Below are 1,856 nucleotides of genomic sequence, written 5' to 3' on the forward strand. Positions count from 1 at the left end.
ATGCTGGTCGTGGTCGCGGGGCTCGGCGTGCTCAACACGGTCGTCCTCGACACCCGCGACCACGACCAGCATCAGCGTGAGCATCCCGATCAGCGCGTCCATGGCCACGATCACACCGGAGGTGCCGGGGGTGCCGGTCCGGGCGACGGCGCCCACTCCGGCGGCTTTGAGCGCGCCGTTCAGTGAGTCGAGGTACCCCGCGGGATCGGTGCCGGGTTCCGTCCGTACATGGAACTGTCCGGGCAGGGCGTCGGCGCCGAGCCCGAGGTCGGCGAGCGTGGTGGTCGAGGTGAGCAGTGCCATGCTGCCGCCCTCGGTGAAGAACGCCGCCCCGACGATCCGTACGGTGGTCCGCCGCCCGTCGTCCGTGAGCGTCACCGTGTCCCCGACCCCGATCCCGGCCGCGTCGAGGAACCGCTCGGTGACCACGGCCTCGCCCGCTCCGTGGAGCCAGCGCCCCGAGACGATCTGCGGGGCGCCCCACGCCGAGTCGCCCTCGTACGCCACGACGGTCGTCGCCCCGGTGACCCCGGAGGCCGCCACCCGGGCCTGGGCGGTGCCGTAGAACCGGGCGGTGCCCTCCTGCGCCCGCAGCGCGTCCGCCACGACCCTGGGAACGGCCCGTTCTCCTTCCTCCTCGCCTCCGGCCCGGACGACGTCCGCACCGGGCGGCCCCTGTCCACCGCCGGCCTCGACGACCACGTCGGCGGCCGAGTTCAGCAGGCGCCCCTCCTGCACCGCGCCCAGCGTCAGTGCCAGCCCCACCGCGAAGGTGACGGACACGGCCCCGAACCCGACCGCCGCCGCGGCGACCAGCGACCGCCCCGGCCGCGCGAAGGGATACGCCAGCCCCAGCCCGACCGCCCTCGGCAGCGGCACCCGCGGAGCGAGCCGCGACGCGAGCCGCCCGAGCCGCCCGGCTCCCCGCCGAGACTCGGAGGCCGTACGCCCCACGGTGATCGCCTCGACCGTCCGCAGCCGTCCCGCCCGCAGCGCGGGGACGAGCGCGGCACCCGCGACCAGGAGGAGCGCGCCCACCGGCACCACTACGTCGATCCACAGCGGGACCGTCCTCGTGGGAGCCCCGACCACGTCGCCCGCCTCCGCGAGCACCGGCACGGCCAACACGTTGCCCAGCCCCACCCCCAGCACGCATCCGACGGCCGTCGGCACGAACGCCTGCGCCACATAGGCCCGTACGACCTGTCCCGGAGTGAACCCGAGCGCCTTGAGCACCCCGATCCGACGCGTCGCGGCCCCGACCGCCCCGCCGACCACGATCCCGATGACGAGCACCGAGAGGAACAGCCCGAGCCCGCCGAAGGCCACCAGGAACGGCACGAACGCCATCGCGTTCGCCGTCTGCTCCTGCTTGACCGTCAGATACGACCGCGCCCCGGTCATCACCCCCTCCGGCACGGAACGGGCGACCGCGGCCCGCCCGGCGGCCACATCGGCGGCGGTACGGGCGTCGTGGAGGCGGTAGTACATCTCGTACGAGGACGGGGGCGTGGACGACGACGCAGACTGAGATGGAGATGGAGATGGAGATGGGGATGAAGACGAGGACGGGCGAGAGGTGCCGGCCGCATCCGTGGGCCTCGTCGGCGCCCCCGCCAGCGCCTTCGCCTGGTCCGGGGTGACCCACGCGTCCGCGGTGCCCGTGACCGATCGCGCGACGCCCACGACCGTCAGCGTCGGACTGCCCGGCGCGTCCGGGACCGTGAGGCGCGCCCCCGGCCGTAGGGGCACCTCGCTCTCGTCCACCGCGATCTGTCCCGCCCGCGAGGGCCACGCGCCCTCGACTAGCTCGATCCGGTCGACCGGCCCCGCGGCGTCGGCCCGGCCGACGACGG

The 1,856-nt window shown here is 74.9% G+C and carries 2 protein-coding genes; one reads left to right on the plus strand and one right to left on the minus strand.

Going from position 1 to position 1,856, the window contains the following annotated elements:
- A partial coding sequence (locus AOK15_RS40480; protein WP_240508824.1) for an FtsX-like permease family protein occupies window positions 1-1,491 on the minus strand: 1,491 nt, incomplete at its 3' end.
- An 88-nt stretch (window positions 1,492-1,579) separates the two neighbouring features.
- Between AOK15_RS40480 and AOK15_RS48200 the strand changes: the two genes are divergently transcribed.
- Window positions 1,580-1,856, plus strand: a 277-nt coding sequence (locus AOK15_RS48200) for a hypothetical protein (RefSeq protein WP_240508825.1), incomplete at its 3' end; no start/stop codon positions are given.

The organism is Streptomyces ossamyceticus, from assembly GCF_001418475.1.
Taxonomy (GTDB): domain Bacteria; phylum Actinomycetota; class Actinomycetes; order Streptomycetales; family Streptomycetaceae; genus Streptomyces; species Streptomyces ossamyceticus.